This window comes from Hyphomicrobium nitrativorans NL23 (assembly GCF_000503895.1).
In the GTDB taxonomy this organism is placed as follows: Bacteria; Pseudomonadota; Alphaproteobacteria; order Rhizobiales; family Hyphomicrobiaceae; genus Hyphomicrobium_C; species Hyphomicrobium_C nitrativorans.
In genome coordinates this window covers 3,099,605-3,116,468 of sequence record NC_022997.1, presented here as the reverse complement: position 1 = coordinate 3,116,468, position 16,864 = coordinate 3,099,605, and the positions used below count along the sequence as shown (strand labels likewise).

The 16,864-nt window shown below is 63.7% G+C and carries 16 protein-coding genes; 11 read left to right on the top strand and 5 right to left on the bottom strand.

The window, feature by feature from the left end; genetic code table 11:
* Window positions 1–10: 10 nt before the first annotated feature.
* Entirely contained in the window at window positions 11–604 is a 594-nt protein-coding gene (locus tag W911_RS14615; protein ID WP_023788313.1) for a superoxide dismutase, read from the bottom strand.
* A gap of 407 nt (window positions 605–1,011) precedes the next feature.
* Here W911_RS14615 and W911_RS14610 point away from each other — a divergent pair, with 407 nt between their 5' ends.
* The 7 genes from W911_RS14610 to W911_RS14580 all read left to right on the top strand — a co-directional run bounded on the left by W911_RS14610 (window position 1,012) and on the right by W911_RS14580 (window position 7,911).
* A complete protein-coding gene (locus W911_RS14610; protein WP_023788312.1) occupies window positions 1,012–2,496 on the top strand; it encodes an efflux RND transporter periplasmic adaptor subunit in 1,485 nt (494 codons plus the stop codon).
* Window positions 2,493–3,284, top strand: a complete 792-nt coding sequence (locus tag W911_RS14605) for an ABC transporter ATP-binding protein (protein WP_023788311.1) — start codon at window positions 2,493–2,495, stop codon at window positions 3,282–3,284. The genes W911_RS14610 and W911_RS14605 overlap by 4 nt, the downstream gene beginning before the upstream one ends.
* Window positions 3,281–4,513: an ABC transporter permease gene (locus W911_RS14600; protein WP_023788310.1), complete on the top strand. Its 1,233-nt coding sequence runs from the start codon at window positions 3,281–3,283 to the stop codon at window positions 4,511–4,513. Before W911_RS14605 ends, W911_RS14600 begins: the two co-directional genes overlap by 4 nt.
* A gap of 253 nt (window positions 4,514–4,766) precedes the next feature.
* On the top strand, window positions 4,767–5,078 hold the full coding sequence (locus W911_RS14595) for an H-NS histone family protein (RefSeq protein WP_041316627.1): 312 nt from the start codon (window positions 4,767–4,769) through the stop codon (window positions 5,076–5,078).
* 508 nt (window positions 5,079–5,586) lie between these two features.
* Entirely contained in the window at window positions 5,587–5,901 is a 315-nt protein-coding gene (gene groES / locus W911_RS14590; RefSeq protein WP_023788309.1) for a co-chaperone GroES, read from the top strand.
* Between the two features lie 34 nt (window positions 5,902–5,935).
* Window positions 5,936–7,579, top strand: a complete 1,644-nt coding sequence (gene groL / locus W911_RS14585; RefSeq protein WP_023788308.1) for a chaperonin GroEL — start codon at window positions 5,936–5,938, stop codon at window positions 7,577–7,579.
* A gap of 149 nt (window positions 7,580–7,728) precedes the next feature.
* Window positions 7,729–7,911, top strand: a complete 183-nt coding sequence (locus tag W911_RS14580) for a hypothetical protein (RefSeq protein WP_023788307.1) — start codon at window positions 7,729–7,731, stop codon at window positions 7,909–7,911.
* Window positions 7,912–7,987: 76 nt separating this feature from the next.
* On the opposite strand, the gene W911_RS14575 is transcribed toward W911_RS14580, so the two are convergent.
* Genes W911_RS14575 through W911_RS14565 form a run of 3 tightly spaced genes read right to left on the bottom strand, consistent with a single transcriptional unit; the run spans window position 7,988 to window position 10,265 of the window.
* Window positions 7,988–9,256, bottom strand: a complete 1,269-nt coding sequence (locus tag W911_RS14575; RefSeq protein WP_023788306.1) for a CCA tRNA nucleotidyltransferase — start codon at window positions 9,254–9,256, stop codon at window positions 7,988–7,990.
* Window positions 9,257–9,264: 8 nt separating this feature from the next.
* Complete coding sequence (locus W911_RS14570) at window positions 9,265–9,558, bottom strand: DUF6111 family protein (RefSeq protein WP_023788305.1); 294 nt, start codon at window positions 9,556–9,558, stop codon at window positions 9,265–9,267.
* Window positions 9,555–10,265, bottom strand: coding sequence for a CoA pyrophosphatase (locus tag W911_RS14565; RefSeq protein ID WP_041316622.1), 711 nt, complete (start codon window positions 10,263–10,265; stop codon window positions 9,555–9,557). The genes W911_RS14570 and W911_RS14565 overlap by 4 nt, the downstream gene beginning before the upstream one ends.
* Before the next feature lie 239 nt (window positions 10,266–10,504).
* On the opposite strand from W911_RS14565, the gene W911_RS18395 reads away from it, so the two are divergent.
* From W911_RS18395 to W911_RS14545, 4 genes are all read left to right on the top strand, one after another.
* Window positions 10,505–10,669 carry a hypothetical protein gene (locus W911_RS18395; protein ID WP_023788303.1) on the top strand — a complete coding sequence of 55 codons (165 nt, stop codon included), beginning with the start codon at window positions 10,505–10,507 and terminating at the stop codon, window positions 10,667–10,669.
* A 237-nt stretch (window positions 10,670–10,906) separates the two neighbouring features.
* Window positions 10,907–12,157, top strand: coding sequence for a hypothetical protein (locus tag W911_RS14560; RefSeq protein WP_244438538.1), 1,251 nt, complete (start codon window positions 10,907–10,909; stop codon window positions 12,155–12,157).
* A gap of 621 nt (window positions 12,158–12,778) precedes the next feature.
* Window positions 12,779–14,809, top strand: a complete 2,031-nt coding sequence (locus W911_RS14550; RefSeq protein ID WP_023788300.1) for a HAMP domain-containing methyl-accepting chemotaxis protein — start codon at window positions 12,779–12,781, stop codon at window positions 14,807–14,809.
* A gap of 118 nt (window positions 14,810–14,927) precedes the next feature.
* The gene (locus tag W911_RS14545) at window positions 14,928–15,698 is read left to right on the top strand and encodes a carbonic anhydrase (RefSeq protein WP_023788299.1); all 771 of its coding nucleotides are present in this window, start codon (window positions 14,928–14,930) and stop codon (window positions 15,696–15,698) included.
* A 190-nt stretch (window positions 15,699–15,888) separates the two neighbouring features.
* Here W911_RS14545 and hemF read toward each other — a convergent pair whose 3' ends face one another.
* Window positions 15,889–16,800, bottom strand: coding sequence for an oxygen-dependent coproporphyrinogen oxidase (gene hemF / locus W911_RS14540; protein ID WP_023788298.1), 912 nt, complete (start codon window positions 16,798–16,800; stop codon window positions 15,889–15,891).
* Between the last annotated feature and the right edge of the window lie 64 nt (window positions 16,801–16,864).

The window sequence follows — 16,864 nt, the reverse complement described above, 5'->3', positions numbered from 1 at the left end:
CTGACAGCCTTTAGGCCGCCAGTTCCTCGACGTGCTCCCAGTTGATGAGATTGTCGAACCAGGCTTCGAGATACTTCGGCCGCGCGTTGCGATAGTCGATGTAGTAGCTGTGCTCCCACACATCGACGCCGAGAATCGGCTGCGCGCCGTGCATCAACGGATTCTCGCCGTTCGGCGTCTTGGAGACTTCGAGCTTGCCGTCGCGAACGGCGAGCCACGCCCAGCCGGAGCCGAACTGCGTCGTGCCCGCATCGATGAAATCGGCGCGGACCTTGTCGAAACCGCCGTAGCCGTCGACAAGCTTCTGCACGTTGCCGGGCAGCTTGTTTCCGCCGCCATCCTTCTTCATCCACTGCCAGAAGTGGATATGATTGTAGTGCTGGCCGACGTTGTTGATGATCGGCTGGTTCTTGCCCGAATAGGCCGCCTTGCAGATCTCCTCGATCGACTTGCCCTCAAGCCCCGAGCCGACGATCAGCTTGTTGCCGTTGTCGACGTAGGTCTTGTGATGCTTGTCGTGATGGAATTCGAGCGTCTCGGCCGACATATAGGGCGTGAGCGCGTCGTAGGCATACGGAAGTTCAGGGAGCTTGAAAGTGGTCACGGGGGCCTCTCCGTGTTGGGCGGATGGAATTGAGTGCCCAATGCCTACCGGCTCGGGAGGTTCCATTCAAGCCTTGACGGGAGGGAGCGGCGTGGAGCGGACTTCGGGGAAGGGGTGGGAGGTGCACCGACCCTGAGCGGTGCACCTCCCGTGGATCACGCCGGGGAAGATAGGATCTCAGGGTGATATGACCCTATCGCCCGGGCTCTGAACGCGTCCTGAATGGTGTATTCATCCCCCGTTCATGCGGCCGACCGCTTTGCGCCGCAAAGATCGATCGGGCCTCCACGCTTGCCGCGACGGATGTTGCGTTGCAAATCCGTTGTCTCTCTCGATTTAATACGCCCACAGGCGATGTGAGGCGGTCTCAACGCCGAGTGACCGGGTCGGACCCCATGAAAAGACGTATGAGTTCGTTGTTTACGCTGGCGCTTCCCGTTGCGGCCGCGGGTTTTGCGCTCGCGTGGATGTTCGCCCCCGGTGCCCAGAGCGGCGGAGGCATCGTCTACGACACGACCTCCGCCTCGAAAGGGCCGCTGCGCAAGATCGTCTCCACCTCGGGCCCCGTTCGCGCGCTGGTGACGGTCAGCGTCGGCTCGGAGCTCTCCGGCCAGGTGAATGAGGTCCGGGTCGACTTCAACAGCGAGGTTTCGCCCGGCGACGTCCTCGCCACCATCGACGACAAGACGTTCGCTTCCCGCGTCGCGCAGGCGGAAGCCGATCTTGCCGTGGCAAAGGCCGCGCTTCTCAACCAGCAGGCTGGCCTCCAAAAGGCGCACGCCGTGGACGAGTTGGCCGTGCGCAACGTCGAGCGTCAGACGGATCTCGCCGCGAAGGGGCACTCGTCACAGGCGGCGTTGGACTCGGCCATACGCGACGCGGCCGTCGCCAAGGCCGACATCGCCGTTGCCGAGGCCCAGATCGAAAGTGCGCGCGCCACCATCAAGCAGCGCGAGGCCGCGCTCGATCAGGCGCGGATCGATCTCGATCGCACGAAGATCCGTTCTCGCATCGAGGGCACGGTGATCTCGCGCATGGTGGATCCCGGCCAGACGGTGGCCGCAAGCCTGCAGGCGCCGGAGCTGTTCAAGATCGCGCAGGATCTCTCGCGCATCCGCATCGAAGCGGAGGTGAACGAAGCCGATGTCGGCATGGTAGCGGAAGGCAACTCCGCGACATTCACCGTCGATGCCTATCCCGACCGCCAATTCGAGGGGCGCGTCACGCAGGTGCGCCTCTCCGCGACCGAGATATCGAGCGTGGTCACCTACACCGTGATCATCGAGGCCGAGAACGAGGGCCGCCGCCTTTTCCCCGGCATGACGGCAAACGTCGTTATCCTCTCCGCCGAGCGCGACGGCGTGCTGCGTGTTGCCAACGATGCGTTCCGCTTCCGCCCGCGCCCCGGCACGGTTCCGGAGCCTGCGGCGGGCGGAAGCCCGCGAGGCGGTCCGGGCGGCGGGGATCGGATGGGCCGAATGGTCGAGCGGCTCAAGGCCGACCTGTCGCTCACCGAAGCGCAGGAATCTCAAGTTCGGGAGGCGATGGAGGCGCTGGGGCGCGAGATGCGGGCCGCGGGTCCCCAGGGTGGGATCGCGATCGGCCCGCCGGGCCCCGGCGGCGGAGGCGCGTTCCGTCAGCGCGCGACGTCGCGCATCGAGCAGGTGCTCGCGCCGACGCTTTCGGACGAGCAGCGCATCGCGTTTCAACGCTGGAAGGATGGCCGCGAGAATTCGCGTTTTGCCACCGTGTGGGTGCTGGGCCGCAATGGCCAGCCCGAGCAGCGCACGATCCGGACCGGCATGGCCGACGACCAGTTCACGGAAATTTTGGGTGGCGACATCGGTGAGGGCGATGCCGTGATCGTGCGCGCCCGGAATGCCCGGTCATGACCGTGATCGAGCGTCCATCCGGGGCCGATGCGGCCGCCGCCCCCGAGCCGGGGCGGGATGCAACCGCACGCCCCCTGATTTCCGCGCGCGACCTCACCAAGATCTATCGGCTGGGCGGCGAGGATCTCGCAGCGCTCGACCACGTCTCGCTCGACATCGCCGACGGTGACTTCGTCGCCATCATGGGGCCGTCCGGCTCAGGCAAATCGACGATGATGAACATGATCGGCGCGCTCGACGTGCCGACGTCGGGCGAGCTTCTGATCGACGGACGCGACATCGGCCGCCTGTCGGTCGACGAGCTTGCCGACCTTAGAAACCGCACCATCGGCTTCGTCTTTCAGCAGTTCAACCTTCTGCCGCGGACATCGGCCTTGAAACAGGTCATGCTGCCCCTTCTCTACGCGAATCCGAGGCCGGAGAACGGCGAGGAGATGGCGCGCCGCCGCCTCGCGCAGGTCGGGCTTGAGAACCGCATTAGCCATACGCCGCGCCAGCTATCGGGCGGCCAGCAACAGCGCGTGGCCATTGCCCGCGCCATCGTCAACAATCCGAAGATCCTGCTGGCCGACGAGCCGACCGGCGCCCTCGACAGCAAGACGTCGGAAGAGATCATGCAGCTCTTCACCGATCTCAACCGCGAAGGGATCACGGTGGTGATCGTGACCCACGAGCCTGAGATCGCGCTTTGGGCCGGACGGCGGATCACGTTCCGCGACGGGCATATCGTCGACGACGTGCGCCAGAAACCGATTCCGCTTCCAGCCGGAAAAAGGGCTCCGCAATGAGCTTCTTGGATTCCATCCTGATCGCGATCAACGCGCTGCGCGTCAACCTGTTGCGATCGGTTCTGACGACGCTCGGCATCGTCATCGGCGTCGCGTCCGTCATCATTCTGGTGGCCGTCGGCACAGGTGCGTCGAGCGAGGTGGACCGCCAGATCAAGGCGCTGGGCACCAACATGCTGGTCGTATTCCCCGGCTCCATGCGCTCTATGGGCCGCGCGCAGGGCGCCGGCACCGACCTGCCGCTGTCCGAGGTCGACGTGGTGGCGATCCGCGACAAGATCCAGGGCGTCGTGGGCGTTTCCGGCCAGCTCAACGAAACGGCCCCCATGGTTCGCGGGAACACCAACTGGTCCACGACTGTGAGCGGCATCCACGCCGACTATCTGTTCGTCCGGGATTGGCCGCTCGAAAGCGGGCGCGATCTCACGGTGGGAGACGTTCGCTCGGGCGCTCGGGTTGCTGTCATTGGGAAAACGGTGGCGAAAGAGATTTTCCCGGACGAAGATCCGATCGGCGCCACGGTGCGCATCACCAACGTGCCATTCGAAATCGTGGGAGTTCTGGCCTCGAAAGGGCAATCTGCGATGGGCCGCGACCAGGACGACGTCGTCCTCGTCCCGATCACGACGGCGCGCGCGCGCATATCGGGGCGCACGCAGGTCCAGAACGACCGTGTGGGCATTCTTCACGTCAAAATCGATGCCGGGGCCGATATGGCCGAGGCGCAGGAGGAAATCGAAAGCCTGCTGCGGCAGCGCCGCGCCAATACGCGGGGCAATCAGGATACGTTTTCGGTCCGAAATCTCGCGGAAACGATGAAAGCGCGCACCGAGGTTCTCACCACGATGAGTTACCTTCTGGCCGCCACCTCTGTCATTTCTCTGATCGTCGGCGGCATCGGCATCATGAACATTATGCTGGTTTCGGTGACTGAGCGGACGCGCGAGATCGGCCTGCGCATGGCGGTCGGAGGCCGCCGCCGGGACATTCTCCAGCAGTTTCTCGTCGAAGCCGTTTCTCTTTGCCTTCTTGGCGGCCTGATCGGAATAATTATCGGAGTTCTCGCATCGGCCGCGATCGCTTTCGTTGCGGATTGGCCTATTCTGGTGTCGCCGAGCGTTCTCGCAGGAGCGCTTGCAGCCGCGGCCGCGACCGGAATTTGTTTCGGCCTGTTTCCGGCGCGCCGCGCGGCATATCTTAATCCTATTGATGCGCTTCGAAGCGAATAGCCGCAAAGGCATTCTTTCTCAGGCTTGACGATACCCTTCAAAACTTTTACTGAACAACCCTCCCTCGGGGGTGTTCATTTGAAGAGCGTTTTGCTGTTTTGCCCGCCAAATAGGCGGTGCACGGATTTCCGCTCTTGTGAGAATGAAATCTTTTACCGCAATCGAGAAGAGTTATGCGGATCAGGGGATAGAGATATTAAGACGTCACGGTCTATCGAATTGATATGCGGTGGCGCATCAACGGGAGTAGGGAATGGCAGCGGTGAACTACGACAAGATGTCGGTCAAGGAGCTTAATGATCACATCGCGCGTGCGCAGAAGGCTTTGAACGCCGCAAAGGAGCGCGAGAGGGCAGATCTCAAGCACAAGATCGCATCGCTTGCCGAAAATGCGGGGTTCTCGGTTGGAGAGCTGTTCGGATCGCGGGGTCGCGGAAAGACCGCAGCGATTAAGTATCAAAACCCCGATAATCGCTCCGAAACCTGGACCGGCCGCGGCAGAAAGCCGAATTGGCTTGTCGCCAAGCTGAGCAAGGGTGCAAAAATCCAGGATTTCGCTGTCTAATTCGCGACAACGAACGCATCTCGATCGTCTGCGCCGTGGGCTGTTCCTCTGGAATGCCCGCGGCGCAGTCGTTTTTGGCTCAAGAGCTGCCAACGTTTCGCTTGAGCGGGTGCTTTAGCGGCAAGAATAGAAATGGCGATGCGTTTGATTGGGTGTCCGCCGAGATAAGGCGGCGAGGCGAAATTTCCCTTCCAATCTGGGTGCGACAAGTCGTCCAATTCTAGCGGCCCCAACCTGAAATGCCGTGTCCGAGGGCGTAACCAGGATGGGTGCGTAACGCGCTAAACCGCCTTTAAAAAACGCTGCCATCGACGGGCGAGGGGGCGGCGTTGGCACTCAGATCTTGACAGTGCTACCAGCCGTTCGCATATAGGCCCTGCGTCGACCGGAACCCGAAGTTTGGCGGCGCATGCAACCATGGGCGCGGCCTGCCGCATCGTCGGCGCGGCCCGTTCCGTGGACCCCTTTTACAGACATCGATCAACCATTCGTATCATGAGGGTTACCCATGACATTCCGTCCCTTGCATGACCGCGTTGTCGTGAAGCGCGTCGAAGAGGACACGAAGACCGCTGGCGGCATCATCATCCCCGACACGGCCAAGGAAAAGCCCCAGCAGGGCGAAGTCGTCGCCGTTGGCCCTGGCGCCCGCGACGAGCAGGGCAAGCTCGTTGCTCTCGAAGTGAAGGCCGGCGACCGCGTGCTGTTCGGCAAGTGGTCCGGCACCGAGGTGAAGATCGATGGTGAGGACGTCCTCATCATGAAGGAAAGCGACATCCTCGGCATCCTCGAAGGCAAGTCGTCGGCCAAGAAGGCCGCCTAAGACATCCCCCTGATATCGAACGGAGTGCCAAACGATGGCAGCTAAAGACGTAAAGTTTTCTCAGGACGCACGCGAGCGGATGCTGCGCGGCGTCGACATCCTCGCCAACGCCGTCAAGGTGACGCTGGGCCCCAAGGGCCGCAACGTCGTGATCGAGAAGAGCTTCGGCGCCCCGCGCATCACCAAGGACGGTGTGACGGTCGCCAAGGAGATCGAGCTCGAAGATAAGTTCGAGAATATGGGCGCGCAGATGCTGCGTGAAGTTGCCTCGAAGACGGCCGACCTCGCCGGCGACGGCACCACCACCGCAACGGTGCTCGCCCAGGCGATCGTCAAGGAAGGCGCGAAGTCCGTCGCCGCCGGCGCCAACCCGATGGACCTGAAGCGCGGCATCGACCTCGCCGTTCAGGCCGTCATCGACCAGCTCACGGCGAAGTCGAAGAAGGTCACCTCCAACGACGAGATCGCCCAGGTCGGCACCATCTCGGCCAACGGCGATGTCGAGATCGGCGCCAAGATCGCCGAGGCCATGAAGAAGGTCGGCAACGAGGGCGTCATCACGGTTGAAGAGAGCAAGAGCCTCGAAACCGAGCTCGACGTCGTCGAGGGCATGCAGTTCGACCGCGGCTACCTCTCGCCCTACTTCATCACCAACGCCGACAAGATGATCGCGGAGCTGGAAAGCCCCTACATCCTCATCCACGAGAAGAAGGTGTCCGGCCTGCAGTCGATGCTGCCGGTTCTCGAAGCCGTCGTGCAGACGGGCAAGCCGCTTCTCATCATCGCCGAGGACGTCGAGGGCGAAGCGCTCGCGACGCTCGTCGTCAACAAGCTGCGCGGCGGCCTCAAGGTCGCGGCCGTAAAGGCTCCGGGCTTCGGCGATCGCCGCAAGGCCATGCTTGAGGACATCGCTGTTCTCACGGGCGGCACCGTCATCAGCGAAGACGTCGGCATCAAGCTTGAGAGCGTCACGCTCGACATGCTGGGCACGGCGAAGCGCATCACGATCGACAAGGAAAACACCACCGTTGTCGACGGTTCGGGCAAGAAGGCCGACATCGAAGCGCGCGTGAAGCAGATCAAGGCGCAGATCGAGGAAACCACCTCGGACTACGACCGCGAGAAGCTGCAGGAACGTCTTGCGAAGCTCGCCGGCGGCGTTGCCGTGATCAAGGTCGGCGGTGCCACCGAGGTCGAGGTGAAGGAGAAGAAGGATCGCGTCGACGACGCGCTGCACGCAACCCGCGCAGCCGTTGAAGAGGGCATCGTCCCCGGCGGCGGTGTTGCGCTTCTCCGCGCCATCAGCGCACTCGAAAAGGTGACGGGCGTCAACGACGACCAGCGTGTCGGCGTGAACATCGTGCGCCGCGCGCTGCAGGCACCGGCACGCCAGATCTTCCAGAACGCAGGTGAGGACGGCTCCGTCGTCGCCGGCAAGATCCTGGAGAACGACAAGTACGCCTACGGCTTCAACGCCCAGTCCGGCAAGTACGGCGATCTCTTGGCCGAGGGCGTGATCGACCCGGCTAAGGTCGTGCGCTGTGCGCTTCAGGACGCGGCTTCCGTCGCCGGCCTCCTGATCACGACCGAGGCAATGGTTGCCGAGAAGCCCAAGAAGGACGCCCCCGCGATGCCGATGGGCGGCGGAATGGGCGGCATGGGTGGCATGGACTTCTAGTTCGCTCCATCCACGTATCGAACGAGACGAGAAAGGCCGGAGCGAACGCTCCGGCCTTTTTTCGCATTGCAAAAGCTCTTGCGATCTTCGACCCCTGCCCCACATGCCCAGTGTTGGACCTAATCGAAACGAGCAAAGGAGGTCACGCCATGCTCGCCATCGAGATTGAGGAACACGCTCGCAAGCTCATGGAAGTCCAGGGCCCCAAGGCCATTGCCGAAGCCGCCCACAAAGCCCGCGCCTTCGAAGAGCAGGGGGCCGACGAGCAAGCCGCGACATGGCGCCGGATCGAGGCCGCGATGAAACGCCTTCAAGGCCCGCGCGCGAAATAAACGCATTCCAACGCGATGCCCGACATTGCGCTCTTCGCTTATTGCGCGGAGCGGCGGCCACGCACGCGCCCTCAGCTCAATTCCGGTTCGCTTTGACGAGATCGGACAGCGCTTTCGCGAGTTCAAGTTTGTCGCTAGGAAAATCGTGCGTGATCCACCAGTCTTCGAACGCGCGCACGACGCGCCCGATGGCCGGCCCTTCCGCGAGGCCGCGCTTGAGCAGGTCCGAACCGCGCACCGGCAATTCCGGTGCCGTCCAACGCTCGGCAAGGTGAAAACGTTGCCGCCATTCCGGATCGTCCGCAGGCGCGCCGCTTGCGGTCCAGGCCATGAGAACGCCGTCGCGAAAAGCGTCGGCACCGAACCGATAGATGTAGGCACGGGCCTCGCGCGCGTCCGTCTCGGGGCGGAACGCGCGGTCGGGCAATCCGATGCGCGCCAGCCGCTCGGCCTCGGCGTTGGAGAGCCGAAGCCTGCCGGCAATGGCGTCGCGCGCATCCCCCGGTTTCGGACCGGCAAGCGCCGCGAGGCGCAGGAGCGGATCGGGAGAAAGGCCGAGCGCTGTCTCGATGGCCGCGAGGCGTGCGAGCAGGCGCACGTCGCACTGGTCCCCTATCAGCCGGTCGACGATGCCGACGGCGGCCATGACGGATACGACTTCGGCCGCACGCGGCGCAGCAAGCAAGCGCAGTATCTCAGCGCGGATCCGCTCACCGGAAAGCTGCGCCAACCCATCGGCCAGGGCGACCGAGGCATCCAGCCCGGCGGCGTCCGGCGGGCCGTCCGCGTACTCGGCGGTAAAGCGGAAGAAGCGCAGAATTCGCAGATAGTCTTCGCGGATGCGCTCCTCCGCGCTGCCGATGAAGCGCACGCGCCGCGCCGCAAGGTCCGGATACCCGCCGAGCGGATCGTGCACCGTGCCGGCCGCGTCGCAATAAAGCGCATTGAGCGTGAAATCCCGGCGAGCGGCATCTTCCGCCCAGTCGGTCGTGAAGGTGACGCGCGCGTGCCGGCCGAACGTCTCGATGTCGCGCCGCAGCGTCGTCACCTCGAAGGGCTGGCGGCCCGATATGACGGTGACCGTGCCGTGCGTCAGGCCGGTCGGAACGGCCCGTAAACCGGCGGCTTCCGTCAACCGCACCACGTCGTCCGGAAGCGCCGTCGTCGCGATGTCGAGATCCTTGACGGGCGCATCCATCAGCGCATTGCGGACTGCGCCGCCCACGACGCGGGCGTCGAACCCGCCCGCGCGAATGGCGTCGAGAACCGCGCGGGTTTCTGAAGACGTGAGCCACATGGCGCCCGCCAGGCTCGGAAGCGTCGCTTCGCCGTGCTCGCTCGTCATGGTCTGCCTTATCGGATCTGCCCGGGTTCGATCTTGCCGTCGCGCAACACGCCCGGCGTGTAGTGCTGTCCCGGCTTGCCGCCCGTATAGGTTCCGAACGTGACGAGAGTGGCGATGACGAGAGCGGCGCCTGCAACGAACAGCCAAAGCAGCGGGGCGTCGTCGACGAGCACGCGGACGGGCGGCTTGTTGCCATCCTCGTCGCGCGCTTCGTCCTTGGATCGCATGTAGAGCATCCAGGCTGCGTAGATGAGCGTCGGCAGCAGGAACAGCAGAAAGTTCTCGATGACGACGCGGATCATGATGAAAAGAGCCTCTCGTGCATGTTGCGGAGAATACCGGCTGTCGCCCCCCAGATGAAGCGGCCCTCGAACGGCATCGCATGAAAATGCCGCTCCTGGCCACCGATGATCCGCGAATGGCGTTGGTGGTTCGCCGGATCCATGAGGAAACCGAGCGGCACCTCGAAGGCATCGGCCACCTCGCGCGGATCGAGCGTGAGCGGCGCGCCTGGGTCCACCAGCGCAACGACGGGCGTGATCCGATAGCCGGTCCCGGTGAGATAGAGGTCGAGTGTGCCGAGCGGCTCGACATGAGACGGATCGAGACCGATTTCCTCCTGCGCCTCGCGGAGCGCGGTCGCGAGCGGGTCCGCATCGAACGGCTCGGCTTTTCCGCCAGGGAAGGCGATCTGTCCGGCGTGCGCGGGAAGGTCGTTGGTGCGGAGCGTAAAAAGCAGCGTCAACTCGGGCCGTGCGATGACCGGCACGAGAACCGCGGCCGGCTTGATCGGCGTCCGTGCAGCCTGTGCCGCGTCGGCAGCCCGAGCGAAATCGCGAGAAAGTTCGGGGTTGAGATCGAAATCGCTCGGGCCCCGGTGGTCCGAGAGAGACCGCCCCGTGGGGGCAACGCGCATGTCCGCGCGTGGCGCGGCTAGCGTGTGCCGCACCAGGTCCCGGAATCTAGCAGGGCTGAGGACGAGCCGTTCGGTCGAGGTGGGAGAAGTCATTTCGATTTCCTAGGCCAGATGGGACCCTTTTGGAATAAGCCGGTGGGCCCGCGAGTGTCGGCCGTGGTCCGGCGCGACAAGCAACTCGGGCGTCATGGCGAGCACGAAGGGTCAGCGCGCGTGTCCAAAAATTAATCTCGGACAGGCGATGCGGCCGGGAACCGGCAGGCTGGCATATCGTTATCGACACCGTGCAAATACGCACGTAAAAATACGGTAACATCATAGGAGCAGAAAAGATGCGTTTAGCGATCTTGCTTGCAGGCGCGCTCGCGCTGAGCGGTGCTGCCCTTGCGGCCAACGCCCCCACGAAGCAGCAGTGCTCGGACGGCTGGAAGGCCGAGTACTCGAAGATGTGGACGCAGGCTCAATTCGATAAAGCCTGTCATCCCGCCAAGAAATGACCTGAGCGTACGGTCGTGTTGCGGTCCCGGACTTCACGGTTCGGGACCGCTTTGCATTGGGTCTAAGAGCTTGCTGACGCGGGGATCGCGCGCGGCGTCTTGCAACGGACGGCGCATCCCCTCCGGGCCGGCCCCGCGTAGAAGCGCGCGCCGAAATGGTGCAATCCCGTGGAAACGCCCCATTCTAGAGGCAAACACGCTTGATTCGTTTCGCTCTGACGCAAAGGACGCCTCTTGATGATCTTTTCCCCAACGATGCGATCCGAAAGGTTGACCGGCCGGTTGCTGCCGGTCGCGGTGCTCGCACTCGTGGGCCTTTGGCTCGCCGCCCTGTCGGCTCCTGTTGTGGCGTCGTCCGGCGCGGAGCGGTTTTCGCGCACGCTTACAGGCGCCGATCGTCGTGCGTTCGAGGACTATTTATCTGCCCAGGCCGTGCACGATTTCAAGATGGACGCCTATTGGCGCGAAGTGACGGACAAGCGCGCTCTGCGCCGGGGGAAGCGATCCAGGAAGGAACCGTTCACGGCGAAGGACTATGTGCGCACGCTTCCGCCGAAATACGCGGGGCCCACGCTCTCGGCGGGCCTCGAAAAACGCTGGAAAGCGTTCCAGGCGCGGGAAAGCGAGCAGAAAAAAGCGCCGCCGCGCCGCACGTTGCCGGGCGTGGACGACTTCCTCGCGATGGCGAAATCGGAATACGGCTTCACACCCGAGCGGATCCCCGAGCGCGAGTTCAAGCGCCGCTATGCCCGCGAGGCGCTGGCCGCGGGGCTCACGGCCGATCAGGTGCTGCGCGTCTATGCGCTGGAAACGGGTGGCCTTGGCACCGCAGACATGGTGGCGGGCATCCATCCGATCCGGAAGACCGGGTCGCCGATCTCATCCGCCATCGGCTACGCCCAGCTTCTCACTGCCAACACGACGGACGAACTGGTCAAGCACGGCCCCGCCTTCCTGGAACGGTTGAAGCGTATGTCGAACCAGTCCGGCATCTCGGATGCGCGCCGCCGCGCGCTCGTCGACAAACACAAGAAGCTCTCCACCATGTTGAGGGCTGCGCGCTCGGTCCCGCATCGCTGGAGCGAGCACATGGCGCTTGCGCGGACGCGCAAGGGACAGGCGATCCACGCCATCAACATCGACGGCGATATCGGCCCCTGGCTTCAAGTGAAGAAGCTTCAGGACATCAAGAAGATGGCGGACAACGCCGGACGCACCAATCTGTCGGGTGCCGAGATCGAGCTCATGAACCTCGCAGGCCCGGGCACGGGGCTTGAGATGATGCGCCCGGCCGGTCTCAAGGTGCCGACGTCGAACTTCTTTGCGCGTGACGCCTACTATCGCAACACGATCGTGCGCGGAAAGACGAGTGCCGAGCTTCTGGTGGCGCTCAACGAGCGGATGGACAAGAACTTGCAGAATTCGGGCGCCATCGAGTTCGCCGAGGTCTTTCGCGAGGTGCGTCGCGAGATGGCGTCGCGGAGATAGTTTTCGAATCGAAAGGTTTTGTCAGTTTTCTCTTGATAGTCCCTCCGGAAAGAGCCGGATGGTGAAATGCTGAAAAGATGAAAATTGGGTTCGTTGCGAAATATAAATCAAATTTATTTCTGACCGGCATCAAGGAACCTAGGATTGCAGAGCGGCAAAATAGCGGAATCTGCGGTGGCAGGATCAAACGTTCTGGCTGGTGTCTGGCATGAGATGTTGCGCGCGGCCGTGATCCTGTAAAGGGAAACGCAATCTCGATTAAAGAGAGATTGCGTTTTAGGATTCATCCACAACTATATAATTTAGCTTACATTTACCTAGCCGAACATGCCGTCGCTCGAGAACAGTTGGCATGCGGATCGTTTGCATGCCGCTCGGTGCGGGGGATGAGAAATGTCAGCTGAGAGGCAAGCCTTCCGAAGGTCTGCGGCGAAGGTTTGCGCCGGCCGCCTCGACAGCGCGCGCTTTGCCCGTGCCGCCAAGCGAAGAGGAAAGGCGTGCGCCGAGGCCCGTCGGCTTGTCGCGCCATTCCCCTGACGACGCGCGTCCCGTTTCTCCGGAAAAACCGGAAAGCCCCCTCAGCATAAATCATCGACATAATTCGCCGAAAAGGTTTTGAGCATGGAATACCTTGCGTCCAAATTCAACAATACGAAAGTCGCGGTGAAGATTGCGGTCGGCTTTGCCGCCGTGCTCGCCATCATGGTCGGCATCAGCATCACGAGCTATGTCGGCATCGAGCATGTCAGCCACGACTTCGACGAATACGCGCAGCGCGTCTCCGTCGTCGACGCGGTGAGCGAAATCGACCGTGAGTTCCTGCACTACCGCCGCCTCGTGCGGGAGTCGGAGCAGAACCAGGATCATGCCAAGGCCGTCGAGGCGGTCGCGGAGGAGGAGAAGCGCGTCAAGGCCGCCATCGAGCTCGGCATGGAGCGCATCCTCAATCCCGAGCGCAAAGCCATGGTCGTGGACATCAAGGACAAGTTCGAGAAGTACGCCGAGCTTGCCCACCGCGTCGAGGCGCTGCGTGAGGAAAAGGACCGGATCGGAAGCACGATCCTCGATCCCGACGGCGTCAAGCTGCGGCAGGATCTGGAGGCAATCCAGAAGTTCGCGGTGCGCGAGGGCGATGCCACTGCGCTCGCACTCGCCGCGGATGCGATGAGGGAGGTGATGCAGATCCGCTTGAGCGCCAACATGATGCTGGGCCGCCACGATGCCGAAGCAAAGGCGACCGCCGACCAGGCGTTCGACGAGGTCAACCGGGTTCTGGCGTCTCTCGATCGGCTGATCACCGCGCCGGCCGCCCGCAAGGATTTCGACGAGGTCAAGGAGCTGTTGGCCGAGTATCGCCAGGGCTTCGAGCGCGCCGCGACCATAGATCAGGAGTACGCCAGGATCATGGGGACCGACCTGCCGGCACTTGCCGAGATCGTGGCCAAGGACACGCGCATCATTCGGGAAACGGCGACCGCCGACGAGCATGAACTCGCACGCGATGCCAAGGCCTACATTCTTCGTACCGAGATGATGATCCTGTGGTCCGGCGTCGGCGGCGTGGCCCTGGGGGCGCTCTTGGCCTGGCTCATCGGCCGCGGGATCTCGAACCCGATCCGGGCCATCTCGGGCGTGTTGCTCGAACTTGCGAACGGCAACAAGTCGGTCGAGGTTCCGTACGCGGACCGCACCGACGAGGTGGGCGAGAACGCCCGCGCCGCGCGCATCTTCAAGGATAATCTCCTGCGGATCGAGAAGATGGAGGCGGAGCAGAAAGAGGCCGACCTCCGCGCCGCGGAGGCCCGCAAGGCCGAGTTGCGGCGCATGGCCGACGAGTTCCAGCAGTCCGTCGGCGGCATCGTCGATACGGTTTCGGCAGCTTCGAGCCAGCTGGAGACCGCAGCCGGATCTCTGACGAAGACGGCCGAGACGACGGAGCATCTTTCGGGCGTCGTCGCGGCCTCGTCCGAGCAGACCTCGGTCAACGTCCAGGGTGTTGCGGCGGCCTCCGAGCAGCTCGCGTCCACCGTGACGGAGATCAGCCGCCAGGTCCAGGAGAGCAGCTCGATCGCCGGACAGGCGGTGGTTCAAGCGTCGACGACCAACGACCGCGTGACGGAGCTCTCGCAGTCCGCCGAGCGCATCGGCGACGTTATCGGCCTGATCAACACCATCGCCGGCCAGACGAACCTCCTCGCGCTCAACGCCACCATCGAGGCGGCGCGTGCTGGAGATGCGGGCAAGGGTTTTGCGGTCGTCGCCCAGGAGGTCAAGGCGCTCGCCGCCCAGACAGCCAAGGCCACCAACGAGATCGGCTCGCAGATCGCGGGGATGCAGGCCGCGACCGTCGAGGCGGTGGGCGCGATCAAGGAGATCACGGCGACCATCAACAGGATGTCGGAGATCTCTGGAACCATCGCGGCCGCCGTCGAGGAGCAGGGCGCGACGACGCAGGAGATCAGCCGCAACGTGATGGAGGCCGCCAAGGGAACGTCCGAGGTCGCGTGTTCGATCACGGACGTGAGCAAGGGCGCGTCGGAAACCGGCTCGGCGTCGTCTCAGGTGCTGTCGTCCGCCAAGCAGCTCTCGACGGAGAGCGGTGCGCTGCGCCGTGAGGTCGAGCGCTTCCTCTCCACCGTTCGCGCGGCTTAGCTCGAACGTCGTGTCAGGGCGGCAGCGCGAACGGTGATCCGTTTCCGCTGCCGCCCATTTAGCGTGGTGTTTACGAAGTCCGTACCATGATCGCTTTACCTGAGTGTCGGAGGGCGAAATGGCGATCGAGCGGCGGGCTTTTCTGAGGTTGGCGGCGGCCGGATGCGCGTGTTGCGCTGTGCCTGGGCTCATGAGCGCGCAGGGCGAAGGTCACGCGTGGACCTACGAAGGCGCAAGCGGCCCGGACCACTGGGGAACGTTGTCGCCCGATTTCAAGACTTGCTCGCTCGGCCTGCAGCAGACGCCCATCGATCTCTCGAACGCAGCGGCGGGGGATGCAGGAGCACTCGGCTTCGATTATCGCCCGCTTCCGCTGCGCATCGTCAACAACGGTCATACCATCCAGCTTAATGCGGATCGGGGCAGCGCGCTGACCATCGGCGAGACGCGCTACGAACTCGTCCAGATGCACTTCCATCATCCGAGCGAACACCTGGTCGACGGGCGCGCCTACGACATGGAAGCCCACCTCGTGCATCGGTCGGAGGCGGGCGATCTCGCTGTCGTCGGCGTCTTCATCGAGAAGGGTGCGCACAACGATGCGCTGGCGGCGATCTTCGATGCGATGCCTGCGAACGAGGGTCCGGAAATGAGCGTCGAAGGCGCATTCGATCCGCTCGCCGTTCTTCCTTCCGGTCGCGCCGCGTTCCGCTACAGCGGATCGCTCACCACGCCGCCGTGCTCGGAAGGTCTCGCGTGGACCGTCTTCCGCGAGCCCATCACGGCGTCGCCCGAGCAGATCCGTGCCTTCGCCGCGCTCTTTCCCAACAACGCGCGGCCCGTTCAGCCCATGAACGAGCGCGTCCTCATCGAGAGCGGCGGGCTCTGATCGCTGGAAGATGTTCAGATCAGGTGGCTCGCAGTGTTCCTCCCCCCTTGTGGGGGAGGTTAGGAGGGGGGATTCCAGACCGTCTGCTGTTCGGCTTCCCCACCCTAACCCCTCCCCACGTCCATGCGGAGCATGGCTTCGCCATGACGGGGAGGGGAACTGGAGCGATTCCATCCGACCAGAACGTCCGCTACGGCCATTTCACCACGGGCGGCATCGACGAGAGGATGCTGTCCACGTTGCCGCCCGTTTTGAGGCCGAACACCGTGCCGCGGTCGTAGAGCAGGTTGTATTCCACGTAGCGCCCGCGCCGCACGAGCTGCTCCTCGCGGTCCGCGTCCGTCCAGGGCATCGCATAGTTGCCGCGCACGATCATCGGATAGACGCGCTGGAAGGCGCGCCCTACGTCCTGCGTGAAGGCAAGCGCGCCATCCCATCCGCCCTTTTCCTCGTCGGGCGTGATGTAGTCGTAGAAGATGCCGCCGATCCCGCGCGCTTCCTTGCGGTGAGGTAGGTAGAAGTAGTCGTCGCACCACTTGCGGAAATGCGCGTAATCGGCCACGGCCTCGTGCGCCGCGCATGCGCCATACATCGCGGCGTGGAAGGCGAGGCTGTCGGTATCATCTTCCTTGCGCCGCCGGTCGAGCACGGGCGTGAGGTCCGCGCCGCCCCCGAACCACCACTTGGACGTCACAACCATGCGCGTGTTCATGTGCACGGCCGGAACGTTCGGGTTCTGCGGATGCGCGATGAGCGAGATCCCCGAGGCCCAGAAGCGCGGATCCTCGTCGGTGCCTGGAATCTGCTTGCGGAACTCGGGCGCGAATTCTCCGAACACGGTCGAGGTATGCACGCCGACTTTCTCGAACACGCGCCCCTTCATCATGCTCATGACGCCGCCGCCGCCGGGTGCGCCCGTGTGGTCCGTCCGCTCCCACGGGGTCTGCACGAAGCGACCGGGTGCCTCGCCGCCAAGGGGAGCAGTGTCAGGCAGATCCGCTTCCAGGCGCTCGAAGGCCGCGCAGATCTCGTCGCGCAGGGTCTGGAACCAGGCCTCGGCTGCGGATTTGCGGGTTTCGAGGTCGGCTGCCGTTTCGGCCATGGTTGCATTCTCCCTGTCGGTGCCCATCTCTGGGGCTTGCGGATGTCATCGTTTCGGCACGATG

What these genes read in the sequence shown, in the direction of transcription:
- W911_RS14610 (WP_023788312.1), top strand. Translation starts at nt 1,012, where the DNA reads ATGAGTTCGTTGTTTACGCTGGCGCTTCCCGTTGCGGCCGCGGGTTTT.
- W911_RS14605 (WP_023788311.1), top strand. Translation starts at nt 2,493, where the DNA reads ATGACCGTGATCGAGCGTCCATCCGGGGCCGATGCGGCCGCCGCCCCC.
- W911_RS14600 (WP_023788310.1), top strand. Translation starts at nt 3,281, where the DNA reads ATGAGCTTCTTGGATTCCATCCTGATCGCGATCAACGCGCTGCGCGTC.
- W911_RS14595 (WP_041316627.1), top strand. Translation starts at nt 4,767, where the DNA reads ATGGCAGCGGTGAACTACGACAAGATGTCGGTCAAGGAGCTTAATGAT.
- groES (WP_023788309.1), top strand. Translation starts at nt 5,587, where the DNA reads ATGACATTCCGTCCCTTGCATGACCGCGTTGTCGTGAAGCGCGTCGAA.
- groL (WP_023788308.1), top strand. Translation starts at nt 5,936, where the DNA reads ATGGCAGCTAAAGACGTAAAGTTTTCTCAGGACGCACGCGAGCGGATG.
- W911_RS14580 (WP_023788307.1), top strand. Translation starts at nt 7,729, where the DNA reads ATGCTCGCCATCGAGATTGAGGAACACGCTCGCAAGCTCATGGAAGTC.
- W911_RS14575 (WP_023788306.1), bottom strand. Translation starts at nt 9,256, where the DNA reads ATGACGAGCGAGCACGGCGAAGCGACGCTTCCGAGCCTGGCGGGCGCC.
- W911_RS14570 (WP_023788305.1), bottom strand. Translation starts at nt 9,558, where the DNA reads ATGATCCGCGTCGTCATCGAGAACTTTCTGCTGTTCCTGCTGCCGACG.
- W911_RS14565 (WP_041316622.1), bottom strand. Translation starts at nt 10,265, where the DNA reads ATGACTTCTCCCACCTCGACCGAACGGCTCGTCCTCAGCCCTGCTAGA.
- W911_RS18395 (WP_023788303.1), top strand. Translation starts at nt 10,505, where the DNA reads ATGCGTTTAGCGATCTTGCTTGCAGGCGCGCTCGCGCTGAGCGGTGCT.
- W911_RS14560 (WP_244438538.1), top strand. Translation starts at nt 10,907, where the DNA reads ATGATCTTTTCCCCAACGATGCGATCCGAAAGGTTGACCGGCCGGTTG.
- W911_RS14550 (WP_023788300.1), top strand. Translation starts at nt 12,779, where the DNA reads ATGGAATACCTTGCGTCCAAATTCAACAATACGAAAGTCGCGGTGAAG.
- W911_RS14545 (WP_023788299.1), top strand. Translation starts at nt 14,928, where the DNA reads ATGGCGATCGAGCGGCGGGCTTTTCTGAGGTTGGCGGCGGCCGGATGC.
- hemF (WP_023788298.1), bottom strand. Translation starts at nt 16,800, where the DNA reads ATGGCCGAAACGGCAGCCGACCTCGAAACCCGCAAATCCGCAGCCGAG.